Origin of the sequence: Thioalkalivibrio sp. AKL8 (assembly GCF_000380525.1) — a bacterium.
GTDB classification, from domain to species: domain Bacteria; phylum Pseudomonadota; class Gammaproteobacteria; order Ectothiorhodospirales; family Ectothiorhodospiraceae; genus Thioalkalivibrio; species Thioalkalivibrio versutus.
In genome coordinates, this window is sequence record NZ_AQYF01000006.1 from 87,183 (window position 1) to 104,864 (window position 17,682).

Genomic DNA, 17,682 nt, shown 5'->3' on the forward strand with positions numbered 1-17,682 from the left:
GGGGCCCGGTCACGCATAAAAAACGGGGCCCCTGAGGGCCCCGCAAAACAAGCTACAAACTACTTTTTATACCGCTTGGTAGCAGCGTCCGTTCTTAGAAGGACACCCGCATACCGCCGCCAACACCGGTGTAGGAGTTACCGGCACCAGCCGGATCACCGCTCAGCGGACGCGCGAACGGGACATTGTCGTCCAGGCTGGTGTAGGAGACACCGGCAAAAGCCATCACACGGTTGCTGAAGTTGTGCTTGACAGCAAGCGCGGCGAAGTCGGTGTTCCCATCGCCCGCATCAGCATCACTGCGCGTGGTACCAAGGCTCAGGACGAAGTCGTTACGGCCCATGGTGTACACGCCGGAGACGAAACCACCGGTTGCATCACGATTCGTAAAGCCCGTAGCGGTTTCCCACGTGTAATCTTCCACTTCCGCCACGAGACGGAACGGACCGGACTTCCAGTCCACACCAATCTTGGTGGCGCTGAAATCCTGATCCGCACCGATGAAGTCATCGGCATTGGTGTGCGCAACGTACAGCTCGACCGGGTTCAGGTCGAAGTTCAGACGACCAGACCAGGCCTGGGAACCACGGTCCGTGGAGCTGCCGTTGTCGGCCGCCACCGCAACCTGCAGGCCCACCATGCCGAAGCTGTTGGCGTACTTGATGACGCGTTCTTGGTACGAGCCATTACCCAGACCGCCGATGCCGCCACCGGTACCGAGACGAGCGCCATTGCCACGGGCCTGCATGAAGGTACCATTCAACGGGTCCTTGCCAGCCGTGGAGTACGGCAGGTTCTGGCGGCCGATGGTCACGCGACCGAAGTTGCCATCCAGGCCAACGTACAGGTCACGGGAGCCAGAACGGAAACCACCTTCGTCGCCGCCGTTGGTCTGAATGTCTTCCTCGATTTTGGCCAGGGCGGTCATGCCGTTACCCAGATCGTGGTTGACCATCACGCCCAGACGGTTCGGACCATTACCATCGGCCATCCAACCAGCGCCGCCAGCGTCGTGCATGCGCAAGCCGTTGTCGAAATCGCTGCTGCCACCGGAGTGGTGAACGATCTGCGTCTGCAGCTGGCCGAACAGGGTGACGTCGGTGTCGGCGGCGGCGAAGGCCGGGACTGCGAAGGCGCCGGCAACGGCGACGGCAAGAATCTGTTTTTTCATGGTGCGTATCTCCCAGGAGAGGTGTGTTGTTCGTTTCTTACGCCGCATCCACGGTCGATGCCGCGAATGACAGGTGTTTTATATACACCACGGTGTCTCGTTTCAACCCCTGGGCGAGAAAAAATTGCCACAGTTGGGCGCTGAACGTGACGCACGGTGGATTTTGGAAGATCAAACACTTGCGGAAACAGGCTACAGAAAGGTGCGAGATATCTGGCAACTTGCTGAATCGGAGGGCGCATTAGGATCGGCTTACTTTCGTGGGGGCGGGCGAACGGGTAGCTGGATCAGGTTTTTCTTATTTTTTCTGGATTTGCTTCGTGCGGGGTTTTGCAACGCTCGCAAGGCAGGTCAATGCGATGCAACGCCCGTTGTTTTTTTGCAACGAGGTCGTTTTCTGTTGATGGCGAGGAGGGTGTGTTGTGGAAACGCGACATGTCCTTGGGCTGTGGAAGTGTGGCCGGGAGTCGACACGTTTGCGCTGATCATGCTTTGGCAGGGGCTTCGCGGCCGAGGCCGCTTGTATGTTTAAACCCGGCAGGCCTAGAAAGGGTCTGTCGGGGTGTAATCCGGAGATCCCGGCTCTTCGCTTCGCTGCGGCCGGGATGACGGTGTGCAGGACTCGTCTCGGGCTCTCTTCGAACAAGACCTCGGCCACCCGCCGCCGTCATCCCGGAAACCGCGCAGCGGTTATCCGGGATCTCGCACGTTCGGGGAGCCCCAATCCCTTGAGGTCCCGGCCCTGCGCTTCGCTCCGGCCGATGACGGGTGGGGTGGACGTGTGGGCGGTATGCCGGGGGTTCGACGAACGGTCGGGGTGAGCGGGCGTGGCGGATGGGCGGCGTCGCGGGGACATGGCAGCGTGCCAGGGATCGATGAGGAGGGGTTCCCGAGGCCATGATGCGGTTCGCTTCGCTCAGCGCATCCTACGGGATACCACGGCCCCGCCATGCACAGGGTCCAGCGAGCGCTGCCGCACCCGAGCCCGGCTCGGACTGCGGTTTAAAGCACTCGTAGGATGTGCTGAGCGTAGCGAATCGCATCACCCCGGGCCGAACAGCCTGGGTCGCCTTAATCGAGCCCGAAGGCTCGGAGCGCGAGGCGGCGCTTGAGGGGGATGGCCTGATCGACCAGGCGGATGCCGAGGCCGCGCAGTTCGGGGAGGCCCGCGGCGTGGGTGCCGAAGACGAGGCGGAAGCCGTCCATGGCGCGCTGCATGAAGGCGTTCTCGCTGCGGCGGTCGCGGGTGTAGGCGCGCAGGACGGTCTCGGCACCCGGGTCGCGGCGGGCGGGGCCGTGCAGGCGCTCGACCAGGGCGCGGGCGTCGGCCAGCCCGAGGTTCAGGCCCTGCCCGGCCAGCGGGTGGATGGTGTGGGCGGCATCCCCGGCCAGGGCCACGCGGCCGGCGTGGTAGTCGCGGGCGTGGCGGGCTACCAACGGGAAGCTGGCGCGCTTCGATGTGGCGGTGATCGCCCCCAGGCGGTGGTCGATCACGGCCTCCAGGGCCCGGCAGAAGCCGGCGCCGTCCAGCGCCAGCATGTCGTCCGCCTGGTGTTCGGGCTGGGACCAGACGATGGAGCTGCGACCGTCCGCCAGCGGCAGGAAGGCGATGATCTGGTCGTCGACGAAGCGCTGCCAGGCGGTGTCCTCGTGCGGGCGCTCGGTGGTCACGGTCGCGACCACGCCGCGGGCGTGATAGTCCTGCTCCCGCACCGGGATGCCCATGCGGGTACGCAGGGGCGATTGCGCGCCATCGGCCGCGACCACCAGACGGGCGGAGGCCAGCGGCACATGTTGCGGGCCGTAGAGATCCACCCGATCCGGGCGGGTGTCAAGGCTCTTCCATTCGGTTTCCGGCCACAGGGCCACGCCGGCGGCCGCCAGCTCGGTCCACAGCACGGCCTCCAGGGCGGCGTGTTCCACGGTCCAGCCGAGCGCCGGCACCCCCAGCTCGTCGGCGTCGAAGCGGATATGCCCGGGGCCGTGGCCATCCCATACGGCCATGCCCGAGAAGGCATGGGCGCGGCGCGCCTCGAGGGCGTCCTGCACCCCCAGGCGGGCCAGGAACTCCATGGAGGCGATGTTGAGCGTGGCGACGCGCGTCACCGGGGTCGCGTCGCTGAAGGTGGGCGCGGCAGCGCGCTCCAGCAGCCCGACGCGCAGGCCCTGGCGGGCCGCGCCCAGCGCGATGGCGCCACCAACCGCGCCGGCGCCCACCACCAGCAGGTCCAGCACGTCGCGGGAACCGGACGCGCTCATGCCCCGCCCCCTGCGTCCGGCCGCGCGAGATGGCGCGCGGTATGGCGCGGCAGCGGGCCAAGGCCCATGGCCGCCTGTGCCAGGCGATCGCGCGCTGGGCGCAGGCGGTCGACCGCCATCATCCCGCCGCCCAGCGCATGCCCGCGCAGGCCCGCCGCGTGCAGCATGCCGCGGGCAAGGAAGTCGGTCGCGGCCACCACGCCGTTCACGTCACCGCGCCGGGCCCGAGCATAGGCGGCAAGGGTTGCGGGTGCGCCGGGGTCGGCGACAAAGCCGGGCGCCCCGCCCTGCCCGCGCCCCTCGCGCAGCGCCCCCAGCAGGGTCGCCACATCGCGCAGGGCAAGATTCAACCCCTGCCCCGCCACCGGGTGCACCGCGTGCGCGGCATTGCCCAGCAGCAGCGCGCGGTCCGCGACCGGCTCCGGGGCATGCACCCGCTCCAGCGGGAAGCGCACCACGCGGCCCGCCGGGCGCAGCCGCCCCAGGGTCCAGCCGAAGCGGGCCTGCAGCTCGCGCAGGCGTTCGGCCTCGTCCAACTCCAGGCGGCGCTCGCAGACCTCCGGCGGGGCCACCCAGACCACGTTCATCCGCCCATCCGCCTGCGGCAGCAGCGCCAGCGGGCCTTCGTCGGTAAAGCGTTCGAAGGCCTGGCCGTTGTGCGGCCGCGCAGGCAGGACATCGAAGACCAGGGCATCCGCCGCATAACGCAGGCGGTTTACCGCAAGACCCAGGGCCTTGCGGGTGGGCGACTGGATGCCGTCGGCGGCCAGGATCAAGCGCGCCGCCCAAGTGCTCTCGCCTTCGGCGCCGTCGATGCGCAGTTCGCGTTGGCCGTCCGTCACCTTGCCCACGCCCGCCAGCGTCGACTGGTGGCGCACGTCCACGTCGGCGGCGCGACAGGCCGCATCCAGCATCGGCTCCAGCGCGACGGCCGGCACCACCTGGCCGAGGGCGTGGCGGCCCTGATCGGCTGCGTTCAGGTGGACGCGGCCCAGCCCGCCGCGGCGGCTGACGACAATGGAGCGGATCGCGGTCGCCCGTTCGGCCAGCGGCGCCCAGTAGCCCAGATCGTCCAGGAACTGCACGGAGCCGGCCGCCAGCGCATAGCCGCGGGTGTCGTGTGCGTGCGCGTCCGGTGCTGGCGGCGCGCCCCGCTCGAACAGCGTGACCGCGTAGCCCGCCCGCGCCAGGGTGCAGGCGGCGAGGCCACCCACCGGCCCGCCGCCAACGATGGCGATATCGCAGGTGTTCGTCGTCATACCACACCCCGGGCGGGTAGCCCCGACGCCGCTTTCGCGGGCAAGCCCGCTCCCACAAGACCTGCACCACCCATCGCAGGATGCCGATACGCAGGATGCCAATGAGCGCAGCGAATCGCATCATCGGGCGCGCGGCCCCGGGGTGAGCGGTGCGTTTCACAAAGCTCAACGCACCCTACGGTTCTGGGCAGGCCCGCTCCCACTGGGGGCTGGTCCGGCACTGGGTGATGGCGGGCGGGCATGGTCAGTTCCAGCCCGGGAGGTCGCCGGCCATGCAGGCCTCGATGTCGGCGACGGTCTTGGGGCAGTGCGCGGTCAGGACCTCGTGGCCGTCGCGGGTGACGACCACGTCGTCCTCGATGCGCACGCCGATACCGCGCAGCTCTTTCGGTGCCTCGCTGTAGGGCCCGAAGTAGAGCCCGGGCTCCACGGTCATCACCATGCCCGGCTCGAGCTGGCGCCAGGCGTCGCCGACGCGATAGTCGCCGACGTCGTGCACGTCCAGTCCCAGCCAGTGACCGGTGCGGTGCATGTAGAACGGGCGGTAGGCCTGGTCGCGGATCAGCTTGTCCAGGCGGCCCTTGAGCACCCCCAGATCCTTGAGCCCGCGGGTCAACTCACGTACGGCGGTTACATGCGGGGTGTCCCAGTCGTTGCCGGGGCGGACCTGCTCGATCGCGGCGAGCTGCGCGGCCAGCACGCACTCGTAGACCTCGCGCTGGCGCTCGCCGAAGCGCCCGGAGACCGGGAAGGTACGGGTGATATCCGAGGCGTAGCCCTGCACCTCGCAGCCGGCGTCGATCAGGAGCAGGTCGCCGTCGTTCAGCTCCGCGCGGTTCTCGATGTAATGCAGGATGCAGCCGTTCTCGCCACCGCCGACGATGGAGGGGTACGCGGTCTCGGTCCCGTAGCGGTGGAACTCGTGCAGCAGCTCCGCCTCCACCGAGAACTCGGTCAGGCCCGGGCGGCAGGCCTGCATCGCCCGCACATGCGCCTGGGTAGAGATGGCCGCGGCATGGCGCATCAGCTTCAGCTCCGGCGCCTTCTTGAACAGCCGCTGCTCGTGCAGGTGGTGCTCCACCGCAACAAACTCGTGCGGCGCGCGCACGCCGTTGCGGGCCTTGGCCCGGACCTGGTTGACCCAGCCGAACAGGCGCTGGTCCAGGGGCTCGTCGCGTCCGAACGGCGCGGCCAGCACCGCGCGGTTCTCCATCAGCCCCGGCAGGATCTCGTCGATGTCCTCGATCGGGAAGGCGCACTCGGCCCCGTACGTCTCCATCGCGCCGTCCGGCCCCGCGCGCCGCCCTTGCCAGGTTTCCTGGGTGGGGTCGCGGTCGCGGCAGAACAGGATGTACTCGCCGGCCGGGCGGCCCGGCACCAGCACCGCCACCGCATCCGGCTCGGGGAAGCCGGTGAGATAGAGGAAGTCGCTGTCCTGGCGGAAGGGATATTCGACGTCCCGGTTGCGCGTACGCTCGTGGGCGGCCGGGACGACGATGATCGAGTCCGGCCCGATCGCCCGCATCAACCGCTGGCGGCGCCGGGCAAACTCGCCCTGCGGGATCTCCGGTATCCGGCCCGGCCGGGGGGCTTGTCGCGTTCGCGTCATTGCATCGGGATCCGTTTCGGGTCGTCCGGGGCCAGCTCGTCGGCGATCAGCAGCACGCCCACGCGCACGTATTCGTTGAGTTCCTCGAAGGCCGCCGCGTTGTCCTCGTCGTCGTCCGGTTCCAGTTCGATGCGAGCAATCTCGGCGAAGTCGCGCAGGATCTCGCTGGCCTCGGCCGAGGGCTTGAGCTTGGCCAGCCGCGGCGTCTGCCCCAGCCCGGCGATGAAGCCGTCCACCCACTCCGACAGGGCCTGAGCCTGCGCCTCGATGGCGTCGTCCTCCGGCAACAGCGGGCCAAAGCCCAGCTCCACGTCGTAGAGCTGCGCCAGCAGCGCGCGGCGGATCGCCTCCACGGTCTTGTCGAAGCGCTCTCCTGCGCCTTCGGTCAGTGGCAATGCCTCGCCGAGGCTGCCTTCCAGGGCATCGACGTCGGAACCCGGATCGGCTACCAGGCATCCGGTGAACAGCCCGTGGGCCGAGGCCGGCGTCTGCGCATAGCCCATGCTGCGCAGCCCGTGTTCGAGCTGCTCGCGCAGGGCCTCGGGGTCGCGCTCCAGGCCGTCCAGGGACTTGGCGTTTCCGGTGCCCGGTGAATGCGTCATCAGAAGGACTCCAGCCGCGCTTCGTAGGGGAACAGCAGGAAGCGGTAGAGATCGTCCCCCACCTGCAGATGGGTGAACTGCGGCTCGCCCAGCTTGATCGCGCTGGAGCCGGTGGAGGACAGCATGTTGAGACCGAAGCGCTTGTCCTCGATCAAGGCGTTCAACAGCTGCTCCAGCTCCGGACGCGGCACAGTGCCCGTATTGTCGACAATCCGGCACGGCTTTCCGTTATGGGCCGTACCCTCGATCACGGTAGCGTCGGGGCCGGGTTCGGGTGGCTGGGTCATGGGCGACAACACTTGATGGCTAAGGGATTCCACGTATTGTGGCCAGCGCGGGTGCCAGCCCGCAACAAACCCCGGAATGCCTGGTGCACGAACGCGTACATTGACCGGCGTCTCCCTGTGAGTCACGCAAGTTGACGCTTCGCTCGAACGCCTCCTAGACTCCAGAGATTAACCGACTCGCGGCGAAAGCCGCACCTGCCACGCGGGGCCCGAGGCCATGCAGCCGAACGACGATTCAGCGATCGACCCGACCGAACGCCTGGAGGCCGCGATCGCACGCCTTCTGGAAGAACATGCGGCCCTGCGCGAGGAGAACCACCTGTTGCAGGAGCAGATCCGCCAGCTCAAGGGCGAACGCGCGACCTTCAAGGAACGCAACGAACAGGCCCGCCACCGGGTCGAGAACATGATCGCGCGCCTGCGCTCGATGGAGCACAGCGAATGAGCCAGTCCGAACCCGTCCGCGTCTCCATCATGGGCAAGGAGTACCAGATCGCCTGCCCACCGGAGGAACGCGCCGACCTGTTTGCCTCGGCGTCGCTGATCGACGAGCGCATGCGCGAGTTGCGCGATGGCGGGCGCATTGTGGGCGCCGAGCGCATCGCGGTGATGGTGGCGCTCAACCTGGCGCACGAGATGCTGGAGTGCCGGCAGCAGAAGGCCGGCGCGGACACCTCCGGAAGCTCGGAACGCCTGGTCGCCCTCGCCGACCGCATCGAGAAAAGCCTCGGCTCGTCGCGCTAGCGCGTTTGGCGGCGTCCCGCCGTCTTTCTTCCCTGCATTGCCAAGACCCCGGTACAGCCTGATGGCTGGCCTTGGTTCGTCCTCCGGTGTTTACGTGCCCTCGGTACGCCGCCTGCCACGCGCTGACTCGCCAGCGCGCCCCGAGGTACTTTCTTGCTTGCCCAAGAAAGTACCCAAAGAAGGGCACCCGGATTCCGCCCGGGAACCTTGCTCCAGGGTTCTCGGGCCGGCGGCGCTGAACTCGCTACGCTGCGCTTCGCTCAGACATCCAGCGCCTTCTCCCGGCCCGAGAACCCTTCCGCAAGGGGCTCCATACGGGAGGGGAAGGTCAAAACCGACCGTATCCCCACGCCTCCGCCTAACCATAGGCATCGCCGCCCGAAAGCCCCCGGCGCCCGCTCTGCGGGCGCGGCACGCCATGGCCGAAGGCCGAGCGTGCCGAAGATGTCGGAATAGCCTGCCTTCGACTAATGGCGCAGGCCTTCGGATCGCAATTGTCTTGACCTACCTCCCCGTTGTCGTCGCGCCGAGTGGAGAGGCTTTTCGCGGGAGAAAAGGCGCTGGATGTCTGAGCGGAGCGCAGCGTAGCGAGTTCAGCGCCGCCCGCGAAAAGCCTCGGAGCGAGGGAAACCCCGGCCCGCGCAGCGGGCCGGGGTCGCGGCAGTCGGGCGTGTTTCTTGGGTACTTCTTTGCACGAGCAAAGAAGTACCTCGCGGTGCGCTCGCGAGAGAGCGCTTGGCAGTAAGCGGACCGAGGCCACCGTAAACACCGAAGGACGAACCAAGGCCAGCCTCTACTGAGCGAGACATGCCCCAGGGCGGACGACACCTCAAACGGCAGCCAGGGAGCCGCGCGGCTTGGTGTACGTTAGCGCTTGACGGTGGCGCGGAGGGCCAGGCGTACCAGGGTCTCCACCGAGTCCGCCTGGTCGCGTACGGCGGCGACCATCTTCTCGGCGCTGGCGCGTTGATAGCCCAACGACTCCAGCGCGGCCAGGGCCTCGGCTTCCATCGCGGCGGCGGGCGTCGGTTCGCTGCCGCCCGCTCCCCCGGCGGGCGCGCCGACAAAGCCCATCTCGGCAAGGCGTTCGCCCAGTTCCAGCACGATGCGCTCGGCGGTACGCTTGCCGATACCCGGCACCTTGGCCAGGCCGGTGACATCGCCGCCGCTGATCAGACCCGCCAGCTCGTCGCCGGCGTAGGTAGAAAGCATGGCAAGCGCCAGCTTCGCGCCGATGCCGTTCACACGGATCAGACGCCGGAACAGGTCGCGATCGCGCTTGTTCAGGAAGCCGAACAGCTGGTGGGCATCCTCGCGCACGACCAGATGGGTGGCCAGCACGACGGTCTCGCCCGGCTCCGGCAGGGCCGCCAGCGTGGACAAAGGGACGTCAACCTCGTAGCCAACCCCGCCGGCGTCGATCACGACGCCATTGACCTCCCGGCTAATCAGCCGGCCTTCCAGCCGCGCGATCATGGACGGCCCCCGATCGAGCCGGAGGTGGCGGCCGCCAGGCGCGCCTCGTGCTGCTGGGTGTGGGCGTGGCAAAGCGCGACGGCCAGGGCATCGGCCGCGTCGCTGCTGGCCGGTTCGGCCAGGCGTAACAGTTGCTGCATCATGTGCTGGACCTGTTCCTTGTCCGCCCCGCCGATACCGACCACGGCCAGCTTGATCGCACGCGGGGCGTATTCGTGTACCGCAAGGCCGGCCTGGGTGGCGGCGCAGATGGCCGCGCCCCGGGCATGTCCCAGCTTGATCGCGGACTGGGCATTGCGCGCGACGAACACCGATTCGATGGCCAGCACGTCGGGCTTCAGTTCATCGATCACCTCGACCACGCCGGCGAAGATCTCGCCCAGGCGCTCGGGGAAACCCTTGGCCTTGGGCCGGATCACACCGTGCCCGCAGGAGCGGCCGCGGCTGCGATCATACTCGACGACCGCGAAGCCGGTGATCCGGGAACCGGGGTCGATCCCGAGGATGCGCACGCCGGTCACGCGGCGGCCGGATCAGTCACCGCTGACCTCGTCGGGAAAGTCGGCATTGGTGAAGACGTTCTGCACGTCATCCAGGTCGTCGAGCATGTCAAGCAGCTTGAGGATCGACTCGGCGGTCTCCGCGTCCAGTGGCGCGAGCGTCTCCGGGCGCCAGGTGACCTCGGCATCTTCCGGCTGGAGTTCGCGTTCCGCCAGCGCGGCGCGGACGTCCTGATAGGTATCGGGTTCGGTGATGACCTCGATGGAACCGTCATCCTCGACCTGGACGTCTTCGGCCCCGCCCTCCAGCGCGGCCTCCATCACCACCTCGTCGTCCAGCCCGGGGGCGAAGCGGATCACGCCCTTGTTCTGGAACAGATAGGCGACCGAGCCGTCGGTCCCCAGGTTGCCGCCCATCTTGGAGAAGGCGTGGCGCACCTCGGCGACCGTGCGGTTACGATTGTCGGTCATGCAGTCGACCAGGATGGCCGCGCCGCCCGGACCGTAGCCCTCGTAGCGGATCTCCTCGACGTTGTCGCCGTCGCTCTCGCCCGCCCCGCGCTTGGCCGCGCGCTCGATGGTGTCGCGGGTCATGTTGGCGCCCAGCGCCTTGTCGATCGCCAAGCGCAGGCGCGGGTTGGTCTCCGGGTCCGAGCCGCCCTGGCGCGCAGCCACGGTGATCTCGCGGATCAGCTTGGTGAAGAGTTTGCCGCGCTTGGCGTCCTGGGCATTCTTGCGATGCTGGATGTTCGCCCACTTGCTGTGGCCTGCCATTCGGTCACGACTCCTTCGATTGGGTTCGGTTGCAGCGGCCCCGGGATTCCACCGAGCCGCAGGACCCGCACAGTCTAATCGCTGGCGCGGCGGTAATCACGGATGCCTGCGCAGTACTCACCCACACCGCCTCTTCCCTCCCCCGTCATTGCGAGGAGCAGAGCGACGAAGCACAAAAGCAGCGAAGCTGCGTTGAACGGCCGCAGGCCGGCCCGAAGGGCGAGCGAAGCGAGTAATCTCCACCCGGAACCACCGCCGTCGGGTAGAGGACGCATTGCCAGCTTTCAAAGATTGCTTCGTCGCTGCGCTCCTCGCAATGACGGGGGCGGCGGTGGGGGCGGGCCGGCTGGGGTTAAGGGAGGAACTCGCCCGTTTCCAGGAAATGGAGGGTCTCCTGGACCAGGAGACGGTTGACCAGCATGCCGAAGTGGGAGACCGACATGGTGAGGTGGCGCGAGACCTCCGGGCCGCGAGTCTCGTCCACCGCGACCGTGCCATCGTGCGGATCCGGTAGCGGCGCGACCCAGGGCCCCGGCCCGAACGGCTTGCTGCCGGCGATCATGCCGACGTCGCGACCGCGCAGGACGGGGCTGCCGCCGAGCAGGCCGCGATCCAGCGCCGCGCCTAGCCACCAACGACCAAGGCGGTTCTGCGCCAGACGCGCCGCCACACGGCTGCCCTGTAGCGGCGAGCCCAGCATCACGATGCGACCGGGGCGCTGCACCGGCGCGACCTCGAACAGGTGGCGCACGATCACGCCGCCCAGGCTATGGGCAACCAGGTGCACGAGGTCGCCGGGGACATCCTCGAGAAACGCAGCCAAGTCTCGCGCGGCCTGCTCCGGCGTTTGCCGGCGCGAGGCATAGCGGAACCCGTGAACCTCGTGGCCGGCCGCGCGCAGACGGCGGCCCAGCAGGGCCATCTCCAGGCCCGGCATGTGCCAGCCATGGACCATGACCACACTACTGCGCATGCCGGTCATGGCGCTCGGCCGGACAAGCGGTTACTCGGCCTGTTGCGTGGCGCTGGGACGCAGACGGATACCCAGCTCGCGCAGCTGCTTCTCGCCGACCGGGGCCGGAGCGTCGGTCAGCAGGCAGGCGGCGGTCTGGGTCTTGGGGAAGGCCATCACGTCGCGGATCGAGTGGGCACCGCTCATCAGCATCACCAGGCGGTCGAGGCCAAAGGCCAGGCCGCCGTGCGGCGGGGCGCCGAAGTTCAGGGCATCCAGCAGGAAGCCGAACTTCTCGCGCGCCTCTTCCTCACCGATGCCCAGGGCCTCGAACGCGGCCTGCTGCATCTCGGGGTTATGGATACGGATCGAGCCGCCACCGACCTCGGTGCCGTTGAGCACCATGTCGTAGGCGCGGGACAGCGCCTCGCGCGGGTTGGCGCGCAGCGCATCGGGGCTATCCACCGCCGGGGCGGTGAACGGGTGATGCAGGGCGTACAGACGCTTGTCCTGGTCGTCGTACTCGAACATCGGGAAGTCGACCACCCACAGCGGCTGCCAGCCTGCCTCGACCAGCTCCAGGTCGTGGCCGATCTTCACGCGCAGGGCGCCGATCGCCTCGTTGACCACCGAGGCCTTGTCCGCGCCAAAGAAGATCAGGTCGCCGGCGGCGGCCGCGGTCTTCTCCAGGATCTGCCGGGTCACGTCCTCCGGCAGGAACTTGAGGATGGGCGACTGCAACCCGCCCGCGAGATCGGCCGGGTCGTTGACCTTGATGTAGGCCAGGCCCTTCGCGCCGTAGCGGCCGACGTACTCGGTGTAGACGTCGATCTCCTTGCGCGTGAGCTTGGCACCACCCGGCACGCGCAGCGCGGCCACGCGACCCTCGGGGTCGTTCGCCGGGCCGTTGAAGACCTTGAACTCCACCGCCTGCATCACCTCGGTCAGCTCGGTGAACTCCAGCGGGATGCGCAGATCCGGCTTGTCCGAACCGAAGCGGGCCATCGCCTCGGCATAGGCCATGCGCGGGAACGGATCCGGCAGCTCCACGCCCTGGACCTCGCGGAACAGGTGGCGAATCAGGCCCTCGGTCACCTCCATCACGTCCGCCTCGTCGACGAACGCCATCTCCATGTCCAGCTGGGTGAACTCCGGCTGGCGATCGGCGCGCAGGTCCTCGTCACGGAAGCAGCGGGTGATCTGGTAGTAGCGGTCCATGCCAGACATCATCAGCAACTGCTTGAACAGCTGCGGCGACTGCGGCAGGGCAAAGAAGCTGCCCGGATGCGTGCGGCTGGGCACCAGGTAGTCACGCGCGCCTTCCGGTGTGGCCTTGGTCAGCATCGGGGTCTCGAGGTCGAGGAACTCGCGGTCCTCGAGGAAGCGGCGCATGGCCGCGGAGACCTGCGCGCGCAGGCGCAGACGCTGCTGCATCAACGGGCGGCGCAGATCCATGTAGCGATAGCGCAGGCGGGTGTCTTCGCCGACGTCTTCGTCGTCCAGCGGGAATGGCGGGGTCTTGGCGGCGTTCAGGACCTCCAGCTCGAGCCCGAGGATCTCCACGGCGCCGGTGGGCAGGTCGGGATTCTCGGTGCCCTCGGGGCGCCGGCGCACGCGGCCGGTCATGCGGATCACGTACTCGGTACGCAGCTGCTCGGCGCGCGCGAAGACCTCCTCGCGGTCGGGATCGAACACCACCTGGACCAGGCCCGCATGGTCGCGCAGGTCCACGAAGATCACCCCCCCGTGGTCCCGTCGGCGGTTCACCCAGCCGCAAAGGGTCACCTCCGAGTCGAGTTCGTTCTCGGTGACACGTCCACACAGATGAGTTCGCATTGCGCTGTTCCAGCCGAAGGGCACGCCCGCCAGGGGCCTGCACGGTGAGTCGGGAAAACGGGACGAACATGGCGTTCGCACCCGCGAAAAGGCCGGAAATCTTACGATTTGCCCTGCCCCTGCGCAACCGGCGCCGGCGCTTCTTCAGGGCTTCTCATCGGTGTCACGACCCCCATGGACATCACGAACTTGAGACCATCCTCCACCGTCATGTCCAGTTCGATGGCTTCCTCGCGCGGGACCATGATCACGAAGCCGGAGGTGGGATTGGGCGTGGTCGGGACGAAAACGGTGATGACGTCACGCTCGGTGCGGTCCTGCACCTCGCCGACGGCGACACCGGTCATGAACCCCACGGACCACAGGCCGCGGCGCGGATACTCGATCAACATCACCTTGCGAAACGCCTGCCCGCCGTCGGACAGCACGGTCTCGGTGACCTGTTTGACGGCGCCGTAGATCGAACTGACCAGCGGGATGCGGCGGACGATCGATTCGCCCACCGACACCAGCTTGCGCCCAACGATATTGGCCACCACCACCCCGGTCACGAACACCACCACCACCGCCAGCACGATGCCGGCACCCGGGATGGAGAAGCCGAGAATCGCCTCCGGCCGCCAGGGCGGCGGCAGAAGGAGGATGGTGAAATCCAGCAGGTCGACCAGCAGCTTGATAATGAAGCCGGTGACGATCAGCGGCAGCCAGACCAGCAGCCCTGCAATCAGATAGCGGCGCAGGGAGACCAGCATTGATCAGGTGCCGGTCGCGGCGGTACCGGTCTTGGCGCTACCGGAAGATGCGGACTTTCCGGAGGCATCCGACTTCGTTGAGCTACTGCCGCTGGAACTGGTGGCCGAGCTGCTGCCCTCTTTCAGGTTGCGCTTGCCGTCCTTCTTGAAGTCGGTCTCGTACCAGCCGCCGCCGGCCAGACGGAAGCCGGCCGCGGACACCTGCTTGGTCAGGGCCTCGGCACCACACTCCGGGCAAATGGTGGCCGGCGGATCGGAGATCTTCTGCAGGATCTCGGAGACCTCGCCGCAATCCTTGCACTGGTATTCGTAAATGGGCATGACTGGAATCCTCGGAATGCATCCGCGAAAACACGGGTTGAGGCGTATTATGCGGCCGTTTTCGGGGAATGAAAGGCCTTCGCTTCCGACAATCCGTTTTCATAATCCAGAACGGTATTTCTCCGGCAAGCATGGGCAGCCCGCTCTCCTGCCCCCCTCAACGTCATCCCGGCGGACGCGCAGCTTAGAGCCGGGATCTCCAGCGTCAGCCCCTTCCCGACCGGGGAGATCCCGGATCACCGCTACGCGGTGTCCGGGATGACGGCAGTGGGGACGACGCGAATGTGTCCGGAATGACGGCGGTGGGTACGGCTCGAACGCGTCCGGGATGACGACAAGGCGGGAGCCGTTCAGGGCCATGCAGCCGATATCCGCCGCCACCGGGGGCGTCTCTTGATGCTGCCCGGCCAATCCGCGCTGGGGTTTGCGCCGGGCGGCCGCAGCGCGGATCATTCACCCCCAACTCGACGATACGACCGCGCAAGGACCTGTCATGGCCGAAAAGATCGTGATCATGCTGCTGAACCTGGACCTGGACCGCCCTGGCACGCTGGGGGCGCCCTTCTTCCAGGCCACCGTCGCCGCCGCGATGGATCTCGAGGTGGAGATCTACTTCGCCGCCGGCACCACACGCCTGCTGCGTCAGGGCGTGGCGGAGACCATCTACCCCGGCGAGGCCAGGGAGAAGTCCGTCTACAGCTTCATGCAGGACGCCCACGAGGCCGGCTGCGCCTTCTACGCCTGCGCAGGAGCGATGAGCGAGAACGGCCTGACGCTGGACAACGCAGTGCCGGAACTGGACGGGATGCGCGGCGGCGGTGCCTTCATCGGCGAGGTCGTCGAGGACGGCGTCGCCACCCTGACCTACTGAGCGCGCCGCCGTGAGTGACACTGCTTCCCGCGCCGTCCTGATCACCGGCTGCTCCAGCGGCATCGGGGCCTGTACCGCGCGCGTGCTGCGTGATCGCGGCTACCGCGTGTTCGCCACCGCCCGGCGCGGCGAGGATGTCGCCCGGCTGAAGAAGGACGGCTTCGAGGCCTTGCAGCTGGATCTGGACGACTCCGCCAGCATCCACAGCGCGGTCACCGAGATCCTTCACCGGACCGACGGCCACCTGTATGCCCTGTTCAACAACGGTGCCTACGGCCAGCCCGGCGCCGTGGAGGATCTGAACCGCGCCACGCTGCGCGCGCAGCTGGAGACCAACGTCCTCGGCTGGCTGGAACTGACCAACGCCGTCCTGCCCGCCATGCGCCGCGCCGGCGAAGGCCGCATCATCCAGAACAGCTCGGTCCTGGGCCTGGTCGCCCTGCGCCTGCGCGGGGCCTACGTGACCTCCAAATTCGCGATCGAGGGCATGAGCGACACCCTGCGCCAGGAACTCCACGGCACCGGCATCCATGTCGCCCTGATCGAGCCGGGGCCGATCCGCAGCGCGTTCCGCGCCAACGCGCTGAAGGCCTTTCGCTACCACGTCCAGCGCGAACACGGCCCCTGGCAGGAGACCTACCGCGCCGCCGAGGCCCGCATGGCGGACGCCGAGGCCGATGCACCGTTCACGCTGGGGCCCGAGGCCGTCGCGCGCTGTGTCGTGCACGCCCTGGAGGCCCGCCGCCCGCGGGTGCGCTATCACGTGACCTTCCCCACGCGGCTGTTCGCCTTCCTCAAGTGGCTGCTACCGGCCCGCGCGATGGATGCCGTGCTGCGCGGTGTATCACGCGGGGAGAACCGCTGACCGTGGCACACTGCACCGCATGAACCTGATCTTTCTCGCGCTGATCGTGATCGCCGTGGCCACGGCCGCGATCCGCGAGATCCGCTCCACCGATCCCGACGAACAACCGATGCAGGCCCTGTCCGAGGGCGCGATCGAGGCCGCCGGCTCGGCCGTGGAGCTGGCACTGGGTCTGGTCGGCGTGATGGCCCTGTTCCTGGGCCTGATGAAGATCGCCGAGGCCGGTGGCCTGCTGACCGTACTGGCGCGGCTGCTGCGGCCACTGATGGTGCGCCTGTTCCCGTCGGTGCCGCCCGAACACCCGGCGATGGGCGCAATGATCCTGAATTTCTCCGCGAACATCCTGGGTCTTGGCAACGCCGCCACGCCGTTCGGCATCCGCGCGATGCAGGAGCTGGAGAAGCTCAACCCGCACCCGGGCACCGCGACCAACGCGATGGCGCTGTTCCTGGCGATCAACACCTCCAGCATCACGCTGCTGCCCACCGGCGTGATCGCCCTGCGCGCCTCGCTGGGTTCCGAGGCCCCGGCCGCGATCCTGCCGACCACGCTGTTCGCGACCCTGTTCGCGACCATCGCCGGCATCGCCAGCGCGCTGATCCTGCAGCGCTACTTCCTGCCACCTCCGGCGACTCGCAGCATTGATCCGGACCAGACGTCCGCGGATGGCGCGAGCGAGCTGGACGACACAATGCGCGAGGCCGACCGGGAGGCGACCGCCGAACCCACCCAGGACGTCGACCCGACAGCGGACACGACCAACCAGCAACCGATGAACATCGAGGTCCCCACCGAGGGCTATCCCGCGTGGGTCTCGCTGACCGTGCTGGCCGGAGTGCTCGCAATCATCCCGCTGACCATCCTCTACGGCCAGGCCATCGCCCCGTGGATCATCCCGGGACTGGTGGTCGGCTTCCTGTCCTACGGCGTCATTCGCGGCGTGCCGGTCTACGAGGTGTTCGTGGAGGGGGCGAAGGAGGGCTTCAATGTCGCGCTGCGCATCATCCCCTACCTGGTCGCGATCCTGGTCGCGGTGGGCATGCTGCGCGAAAGCGGTGCACTGGGGATGTTTGTCGGGCTGGTCGGACCGCTGACCACGCCGTTCGGCCTGCCGGCCGAGGCGCTGCCGATGGCCCTGTTGCGCCCGCTGTCCGGCTCCGGCGCCTACGGCATCATGGCCGGCATCATGCAAGATCCGACCACCGGGCCGGACACGCATGTCGGCATCCTGGTCTCGACCCTGCAGGGCTCGACCGAGACCACCTTCTACGTGCTCGCCGTGTACTTCGGCGCCATCGGCATCAAGCGCGTGCGCCACACCCTGGCCGCCGCGCTGACCGCGGATGCCGTCGCGGTGATCGCGGCGGTGGCAATCGTCGGCTTTCTCTTCCTGTAGGACGACGT

19 protein-coding genes are annotated in these 17,682 nt (G+C 68.0%); 5 read left to right on the forward strand and 14 right to left on the reverse strand.

Translation table 11 applies throughout. The annotated features are described in order from the left end of the window. Positions 1-94: 94 nt before the first annotated feature. The 6 genes from G335_RS0104580 to G335_RS0104605 form a co-directional block, all read right to left on the reverse strand. Positions 95-1,171, reverse strand: coding sequence for a porin (locus G335_RS0104580; protein WP_018176033.1), 1,077 nt, complete (start codon positions 1,169-1,171; stop codon positions 95-97). Positions 1,172-2,242: 1,071 nt separating this feature from the next. After that, positions 2,243-3,430 (reverse strand): FAD-dependent monooxygenase, encoded by a 1,188-nt coding sequence (locus tag G335_RS0104585; RefSeq protein WP_018176034.1) that lies wholly within the window; start codon positions 3,428-3,430, stop codon positions 2,243-2,245. Continuing rightward, a complete protein-coding gene (locus G335_RS0104590; RefSeq protein WP_018143880.1) occupies positions 3,427-4,689 on the reverse strand; it encodes an FAD-dependent monooxygenase in 1,263 nt (420 codons plus the stop codon). The genes G335_RS0104585 and G335_RS0104590 overlap by 4 nt, the downstream gene beginning before the upstream one ends. A gap of 244 nt (positions 4,690-4,933) precedes the next feature. Further along, the gene (pepP, locus tag G335_RS0104595; protein WP_026304762.1) at positions 4,934-6,262 is read right to left on the reverse strand and encodes a Xaa-Pro aminopeptidase; all 1,329 of its coding nucleotides are present in this window, start codon (positions 6,260-6,262) and stop codon (positions 4,934-4,936) included. A 32-nt stretch (positions 6,263-6,294) separates the two neighbouring features. Further along, positions 6,295-6,900 (reverse strand): UPF0149 family protein, encoded by a 606-nt coding sequence (locus G335_RS0104600; protein ID WP_018176036.1) that lies wholly within the window; start codon positions 6,898-6,900, stop codon positions 6,295-6,297. After that, positions 6,900-7,187, reverse strand: coding sequence for a hypothetical protein (locus G335_RS0104605; protein WP_018168504.1), 288 nt, complete (start codon positions 7,185-7,187; stop codon positions 6,900-6,902). Before G335_RS0104605 ends, G335_RS0104600 begins: the two co-directional genes overlap by 1 nt. Positions 7,188-7,404: 217 nt before the next feature. Here G335_RS0104605 and G335_RS0104610 point away from each other — a divergent pair, with 217 nt between their 5' ends. Next, entirely contained in the window at positions 7,405-7,632 is a 228-nt protein-coding gene (locus G335_RS0104610; protein WP_018176037.1) for a cell division protein ZapB, read from the forward strand. Continuing rightward, entirely contained in the window at positions 7,629-7,931 is a 303-nt protein-coding gene (locus G335_RS0104615) for a cell division protein ZapA (protein WP_018143885.1), read from the forward strand. Before G335_RS0104610 ends, G335_RS0104615 begins: the two co-directional genes overlap by 4 nt. Before the next feature lie 260 nt (positions 7,932-8,191). Here the strand turns inward: G335_RS0104615 and G335_RS14325 are convergent, their stop codons facing one another. The 8 genes from G335_RS14325 to G335_RS0104650 form a co-directional block, all read right to left on the reverse strand. Then, entirely contained in the window at positions 8,192-8,377 is a 186-nt protein-coding gene (locus G335_RS14325) for a hypothetical protein (protein WP_081620113.1), read from the reverse strand. Between the two features lie 421 nt (positions 8,378-8,798). Continuing rightward, positions 8,799-9,407 carry a Holliday junction branch migration protein RuvA gene (ruvA, locus tag G335_RS0104620; protein ID WP_018168502.1) on the reverse strand — a complete coding sequence of 203 codons (609 nt, stop codon included), beginning with the start codon at positions 9,405-9,407 and terminating at the stop codon, positions 8,799-8,801. Next, positions 9,404-9,919 carry a crossover junction endodeoxyribonuclease RuvC gene (gene ruvC / locus G335_RS0104625; RefSeq protein ID WP_026181986.1) on the reverse strand — a complete coding sequence of 172 codons (516 nt, stop codon included), beginning with the start codon at positions 9,917-9,919 and terminating at the stop codon, positions 9,404-9,406. Before ruvC ends, ruvA begins: the two co-directional genes overlap by 4 nt. Positions 9,920-9,940: 21 nt before the next feature. Beyond that, the gene (locus tag G335_RS0104630) at positions 9,941-10,681 is read right to left on the reverse strand and encodes a YebC/PmpR family DNA-binding transcriptional regulator (protein ID WP_018143888.1); all 741 of its coding nucleotides are present in this window, start codon (positions 10,679-10,681) and stop codon (positions 9,941-9,943) included. Between the two features lie 352 nt (positions 10,682-11,033). Beyond that, positions 11,034-11,663, reverse strand: coding sequence for a triacylglycerol lipase (locus G335_RS0104635; RefSeq protein WP_018176038.1), 630 nt, complete (start codon positions 11,661-11,663; stop codon positions 11,034-11,036). A gap of 21 nt (positions 11,664-11,684) precedes the next feature. After that, complete coding sequence (gene aspS, locus G335_RS0104640) at positions 11,685-13,469, reverse strand: aspartate--tRNA ligase (protein ID WP_018176039.1); 1,785 nt, start codon at positions 13,467-13,469, stop codon at positions 11,685-11,687. Between the two features lie 101 nt (positions 13,470-13,570). Beyond that, positions 13,571-14,221, reverse strand: coding sequence for a DUF502 domain-containing protein (locus G335_RS0104645; RefSeq protein ID WP_018168499.1), 651 nt, complete (start codon positions 14,219-14,221; stop codon positions 13,571-13,573). Between the two features lie 3 nt (positions 14,222-14,224). Beyond that, positions 14,225-14,542 carry an FmdB family zinc ribbon protein gene (locus tag G335_RS0104650; protein ID WP_018143892.1) on the reverse strand — a complete coding sequence of 106 codons (318 nt, stop codon included), beginning with the start codon at positions 14,540-14,542 and terminating at the stop codon, positions 14,225-14,227. A 493-nt stretch (positions 14,543-15,035) separates the two neighbouring features. Between G335_RS0104650 and G335_RS0104655 the strand changes: the two genes are divergently transcribed. The 3 genes from G335_RS0104655 to G335_RS0104665 are packed head-to-tail and all read left to right on the forward strand — an operon-like array spanning position 15,036 to position 17,674. After that, positions 15,036-15,413: a DsrE family protein gene (locus G335_RS0104655; RefSeq protein WP_018143893.1), complete on the forward strand. Its 378-nt coding sequence runs from the start codon at positions 15,036-15,038 to the stop codon at positions 15,411-15,413. A 10-nt stretch (positions 15,414-15,423) separates the two neighbouring features. Next, entirely contained in the window at positions 15,424-16,278 is an 855-nt protein-coding gene (locus G335_RS0104660) for an SDR family NAD(P)-dependent oxidoreductase (RefSeq protein ID WP_018168497.1), read from the forward strand. 19 nt (positions 16,279-16,297) lie between these two features. Further along, positions 16,298-17,674 carry a nucleoside recognition domain-containing protein gene (locus G335_RS0104665; protein WP_018176040.1) on the forward strand — a complete coding sequence of 459 codons (1,377 nt, stop codon included), beginning with the start codon at positions 16,298-16,300 and terminating at the stop codon, positions 17,672-17,674. Positions 17,675-17,682 lie beyond the last annotated feature (8 nt).